Below are 6,311 nucleotides of genomic sequence, written 5' to 3'. Positions count from 1 at the left end.
TCGAGACGGCTCTCCGCTACACCATAAACCATAGCTTTACCTGGTTCGGTGAAGTGGCGAACTATACGATGATCTTCTGTACATATCTTGCCGCATCCATCGGGATCAAGTACGGAACCCACTTTTCTATGGAGGCGATAACGGAATATGCGCCTGACAGGGTGAGCCACCTCCTGAAGACTGTCGCGTATTTCCTATCGGGCCTCGTGACGATCCTCTTTGTCTGCTATGGCATCAGGCACATTATGACACTCAATATGTACGGTGTGAAGAGCTCTGCCATGCAGATTCCGATGTACCTTCCCTACATACCGATCCCTCTTTTTGCTCTCACGATGACCTTTCGCTTTTTTGCACTCTCTTATCGCCACTTCAGAGGTTTTCTCGAAAGGAAACCATTCGAGAGAGTGAGGAGAAGATAGCCAATGGACCTGGTGCTTATTCTTCTGTGTTTCTTTGCTCTCCTCGCTCTTAGCGCCCCCATCGCCATTGTCCTCGTGGCAACGACGGCAGTCTACCTTATTTTCATCGCCCAGACGCCGCTTACCTCGCTTATTCAGCAATTGTTCAACGGGCTCGACAACTTTGTGCTCCTCGGTGTCCCCTTCTTTATTCTTGCAGGCAACATCATGGCGGAAGGCGCTATTTCGAACAGGCTCGTGAATGTGATGAAGCTTTGCGTCGGCCGGTTCAGCGGAGGGCTTGCCATGGCCTCTATTCTGGCCTGCATGTTCTTCGCGGCAATTTCGGGTTCGTCACCGGCTACCGTCATCGCTATCGGAAGCATCATGATGCCTGCCCTTGTAAAGGAAGGGTATGGAGAGCGTTTTTCCATCGGCCTCCTCACATCCTCCGGTTCCCTGGGGATTCTTATCCCCCCGAGCATTCCCATGATCCTTTACGCCCTTGTCATGAATGTGTCCGTGGCGGAGATCTTCATGGCGGGGTTCCTGCCGGGGGTGTTCCTGGGCCTCTGTCTCATGGGATATGCCTTCTACAAGGCCAGGGAACACGGCTGGAAATCGGAAACTACCTATACCTTGAGGGAAGCCCTGAAGATATTGAAGGATGGGATCTGGGCTCTTTTGTTGCCTGTTCTCGTCCTTGGCGGCATCTATGGAGGTGTCTTCACCCCTACCGAGGCAGCCGCGGTATCGGTCGTTTACGCCCTGGTTATCGAGCTTTTCGTTTACAGGGAGCTGAAGATCAACCGTCTCTTCACCATTTGTAGAGATTCAGCCATCCTGTCGGGGTGTCTCCTTTTCATCCTCTCCTGCGCCATGACCTTTATCTGGTTTCTTACTGTCGAGCAGATACCGGTGAAGCTCGCGGAGTTCATCGTTGCCAACATTGAGAGCAAATGGCTCTTTCTCCTGGCAATAAATGGCGCACTTCTCATTATCGGGGCGCTGATGGACATCGTGACGGCGATCATCATCATATCGCCCATTCTCGGTGAGACCCTCGTTAAGTATGACATCGATCTCGTTCACTACGGGATCATCATGATCGTAAATGTCGAATGCGGCTTTCTCACCCCGCCCTTCGGATTGAACCTCTTTGTTTCGATGGCCATCATGAGACGTTCCCTTGTCGAGGTCGGCAAGGCCATCCTGCCTTTTATCCTGATCTTCTTTGGATCCCTTCTTGTTATCACCTATGTTCCTTTTCTCTCAACGTTCCTCCCCAAGCTCTTTCTGGGGAAATGATGTGCAGGAGAGAGATAGGACCCATGGGACGCATGGAACCGTCCGTATTGACACAGTCAAGATATCTGTTACAGTATTCATAATGTTCTGATATATTGAGATATTATTAGTCATCGTGGGAGAGCAGATGAAATATCCATCCAGAACACGACAGGAACTGCCCGGAGCGATATCCACCTTAAGGCGGAGAATCAAAGAAATACCACCTTTCAAGCTTGCCCCTTCCCCCGTATCATTTATTACCTTATGGAAGCCGGATGAAAGAACCTCACAGAACAGGTGAACCATACAAAAAGGCAACGGTACTGATACAGGGGACGGGAGGATTTCAAGCGAGACTCAGCAAGGAACTTCCCATCTGGCCTGACAATGAGACAAGCGATGCAATTCTCAATGAACCGCAAAAGTCCGGGTTTGTCGATAAAGTTGAAACAGAGCTCAGGAGAGGAAGCGGTGAGCTGCAGCGCAAAACATTGCATCCCGAAGGCTGCAAAAATAAATGAGCCATTTCCCGAATTCCTCAGGTCCAGCAACTTCAAGAACGTGGTAGTATGTTTATATCGTTAGCCAGAGCTCTTGGAGGTATATGTGATGGAAGACGAACGCCGAACCAGAGAACAGCTTCTCAATGAAGTTTCAGAGCTGCGCCAGTTTGTTTCTGAACTGAGAAAGAGTGAAAAACGATATCGTGACCTCATGGACAATGCTCTTGTTGGAGTCTTCCTGAGCAATATCGAGGGCGACGTTCTTTACTATAACGATGCGTGCTTACGCATGTTCGGTTTTGAGACCATGGAAGAAGCCGCGTCAGGCGGTGTTTCTGTCCGGTATCGAAACCAGCGGGACAGAAACACCGTCCTGGAGATTCTTGAACAAACCGGCAAACTTACCGGTTTTGAGGTAGAATTTGTCACCAAGAAGGAAGAACCCATCGTTGTCCTTTTGAGCGCAACCCTTGAATCGGGTGTCATAACGGGGATGATGATCGACATCACTGAACGTAAGCAGGCGGATGAGGCACTGAGAAAGAGTGAAAGTCTTTACCGCCTCCTGGCAGAAAACGCATCGGATGTGATCTGGACGATGGATATGAACCTCAATTACACGTATGTTAGTCCTTCCATTGCAAGGCTTCGGGGCATTACCGAAGGCCAGCCTGTTCATCAGTCGCTAAAGGATGTTGTATCACCGCGTTCTTATGAGATGGTGCTTGGCATCCTGCGAGAGGAGCTTGCCAGGGAGACCATTGAACAGGCGGATATGTTCAGATCCCGTGTACTTGAAATGGAGCATATACGTAATGATGGCTCAACAGGATGGGCTGAGGTCAAGGTCTCTTTTTTGCGTGATGCAAGCGGCAGGCCCACGGGGATTCTGGGGGTGACACGGGATATAACCCACCGGAAAGAGGCCGACAGAGAACTGAAATGGGCCATGGAGAAGATGAGAAAAAACCTGGCGGGAACCATCCAGGCCGTGTCGTTGATAATAGAGACCAGAGACCCTTATACCGCAGGTCATCAGAGGAAGGTATCAAATCTTGCGCGGACGATTGCCGAAGAAATGGGTTTACCAAAGGACATGATCGATACTATCCGCATGGCGGGTGTCATCCACGACATAGGCAAGATGTCGGTTCCATCTGAAATCTTAAGTAAGCCTGGCACGCTCACAAATGTAGAGATGAGTTTCATCAAGGCTCACCCTCAATCAGGATATGACATACTCAAGGATGTGCAATTGCCCTATCCCCTGGCAGAGATAGTCCTCCAACACCATGAAAGATTAGACGGTTCGGGGTATCCGCAAGGCTTAAAGGGTGGCGAGACCCTCCTTGGAGCAAAGATCATTGCAATTGCTGACGTAGTGGAAGCCATTTCGTCTCATCGTCCCTACAGGCCTGCTAAAAGTATTGATGCTGCCCTTGAAGAGATAGAGAAGAACAAAGGCATCCTCTATGACGAGAAAGCGGTGGAGGTGTGTCTTGAGTTGTTTAGGGACAAGGGGTTTGTGTTTGAACCAACGGGATCATAATTTGTCTTGCTTCTACCAGTACTAATCACTTTTCCAATTTATAGGTTCTGGTTGCCTTGCAAAAATAAAATAAACAATTAATAATTCTTGATAGATACCGCAAAAGGAGGCGTAAGGTGGGCCGGGAAAAGACGCATAAAGAACTGGAAGTAACCAAAGTATCTGAAGACGCAGTCCGCGAATACGCCGAGAGCATCATCAACACCATGCGTGAAGTCTTGATCGTCCTGGACCAGGATCTAAGGGTGATCACTACCAGCCGCGCATACTATGAATTCTTTAAGGTAAAACCTGAAGAGACGGTGGGTCAGCTTATCTATGACCTGGGGAATAAACAGTGGGATATCCCCGGGCTGCGGGAGCTGCTGGAAACCATTCTTCCCGAAAAGGCGGCCTTCGATAACTACGAGGTCGAACACGACTTTGCCGTTATCGGCAGGCGCACCATGCTTTTGAATGCCCGGCAGATCCAAAGAGCGTCGGGAAAGGAACGGGTCATCCTCCTTGCCATGGAGGACATTACCGACCGCAAGCGACTGGAGAACTTGTTAGCGGAGTCCGAGGAGCTCTTCAGACGTCTCTATGAGACCGCAAGCGACGGGATAGTGCTTCTCGAAAAAGGAGAAGGGAAGATAACCCGTGCCAATCCGGCCATCGAGAAGATGTTGGGCTATAGCAATGAAGAGAGTATCGGCAATAAGCTTCAGGACATCGGTGTTTCGCTGGATATGCATGATTTCCAGGCGACAATGCAAGAATTGAACAGGAGCGGCATTATCAATTACAACGATATTCCCGTGAAAACCAGGTCCGGGCAGCATATCGATACGGATATATATCTCGTCGACAAGACAACGTTGGTGCAATGCAATATTCGTGACATCACCGATCGCAGACAGGCCGAAGCGGAACTGAAGGAGTCGAAGGCACTCTTCGAGGCAGTCGTGGAAAATCTGCCGCTCATGATTTTCCTCAAAGAGGCAACAGACCTGCGTTTTGTAGTATTCAATCGCGCCGGAGAGGAACTCCTTGGATATGACCGCAGGGATCTGATCGGGAAGAACAACCTGGACCTGTTTCCCCCCGAACAGGCAGCCCACTTCATGGCCAAGGACCGGGAAGTGCTCGATGGAGAGATTGACATGCTGGACATCCCGGAAGAGCCTATCCTGACGGCCAAGAAAGGCCAGCGGCTTCTCCATACCCGGAAGGTTTGCATCCGGGGTTCCGATGGGGTCACAAAATTCCTGTTGGGCATCTCTGATGACATCACCGAGCGCAGGCAGGCCGAGGCGAAAATTAAACAACAGATCGATGCCATGGAGGCCTCGATCGATGGTATTGGAATCCTTAACGAAGATCAAAAATACGTGTACGTGAACGAAGCTCATGCACGGATCTACGGGTACGATGCAGCGGAGGAGTTAATAGGACAATCATGGCATATTCTTTATGAAGAGGATGAACTGCAAAGATTCAATCGCGATATCATGCCGGAGTTCGGCCGAAAAGGACAGTGGCGGGGTGAGGCAACAGGAAAGAAGAAAGACGGGAGCGCTTTCTTCCAGGAGGTGTCATTAACGGCACTGGATAGCGGTGGGTTGATATGTGTTGTCCGCGACACCACCGACCGCAAACTCGCCGAAGAAAGACTGAAGCAGACCATGGAGAAGTTAAGAAAGAACCTGGTAGGGACCATCCATGCAATGTCTTTAACCGTCGAAGCACGAGACCCTTACACCGCGGGCCACCAGGAAAGGGTATCAAGCCTTGCGTGGGTGATCGCACAGGAGATGGGACTTCCGAATGATACCGTCGATACCATCCGCATGGCGGGCAGCATCCATGACATAGGCAAGATATCGGTACCCGCCGAGATCTTAAGCAAGCCCGGCAAATTAACGGACATAGAATTCAGCCTCATCAAGGTCCATCCCCAATCGGGATACGACATAATCAAAGATACGGAATTACCGCATCCCATAGCCGAGATCGTCCTCCAGCACCATGAACGGCTGGATGGTTCAGGCTACCCCCGGGGATTGAAGGGTGAACAGATCCTTCTCGAATCCCAGATCATCAGCGTTGCCGACGTGGTTGAGGCAATGGCGTCCCACCGTCCCTACAGGCCGGCAAGGGGGATCGATTCAGCCCTTGAAGAGACAGAGAAGAGCAAGGGTATCCTCTATAATGCTGGGGTGGTGGATGTGTGTGTGAAATTGTTTCGGGAGAAGAAGTTTTGCTTTGAAAGCGTGCTCAAGTAAAAACACGCAAAGGTGAGCAATACATGGCCTGGTATCAGAGCATCTGCTTAACCTCATCAACGACGTGCTCGACATGGCCAAGGTCGAAAGTAAATCGCAGAAAAAGTGCGCAATTGGTGAGGTATGAAAATGTTCGGATTTTGTGAACCTCTGATAATTTGGCGCGCCCGGCAGGGGTCGAACCTGCAACCTTTGGATTCGTAGTCCAACACTCTATCCAATTGAGCTACGGGCGCGTGGGTGTAATTATAGCGGTTTCGCCCTGTCTTTTCAACTGCCTTTTGCCGATAATACGGTCAGAGGC

At 50.3% G+C, this 6,311-nt stretch carries 4 protein-coding genes and 1 tRNA gene; 4 read left to right on the top strand and 1 reads right to left on the bottom strand.

Annotation, left to right across the window (positions count from 1 at the left end):
• From PHC90_14025 to PHC90_14010, 4 genes are all read left to right on the top strand, one after another.
• Window positions 1-422, top strand: a 422-nt coding sequence (locus PHC90_14025) for a TRAP transporter small permease (protein MDD3847461.1), incomplete at its 5' end; no start/stop codon positions are given.
• Window positions 423-425: 3 nt separating this feature from the next.
• Window positions 426-1,709, top strand: a complete 1,284-nt coding sequence (locus PHC90_14020; protein ID MDD3847460.1) for a TRAP transporter large permease subunit — start codon at window positions 426-428, stop codon at window positions 1,707-1,709.
• 591 nt (window positions 1,710-2,300) lie between these two features.
• Window positions 2,301-3,743: a PAS domain S-box protein gene (locus tag PHC90_14015; GenBank protein ID MDD3847459.1), complete on the top strand. Its 1,443-nt coding sequence runs from the start codon at window positions 2,301-2,303 to the stop codon at window positions 3,741-3,743.
• A 116-nt stretch (window positions 3,744-3,859) separates the two neighbouring features.
• Window positions 3,860-6,007, top strand: a complete 2,148-nt coding sequence (locus PHC90_14010; protein ID MDD3847458.1) for a PAS domain S-box protein — start codon at window positions 3,860-3,862, stop codon at window positions 6,005-6,007.
• A gap of 159 nt (window positions 6,008-6,166) precedes the next feature.
• Here PHC90_14010 and PHC90_14005 read toward each other — a convergent pair.
• A tRNA-Arg gene (locus PHC90_14005) sits at window positions 6,167-6,243 on the bottom strand.
• Between the last annotated feature and the right edge of the window lie 68 nt (window positions 6,244-6,311).

The organism is Syntrophorhabdaceae bacterium (assembly GCA_028698615.1).
Lineage (GTDB): Bacteria > Desulfobacterota > Syntrophorhabdia > Syntrophorhabdales > Syntrophorhabdaceae > Delta-02.
The sequence above is the reverse complement of the archived record's forward strand: the minus strand, read 5'-3'. Positions and strand labels throughout refer to the sequence as shown.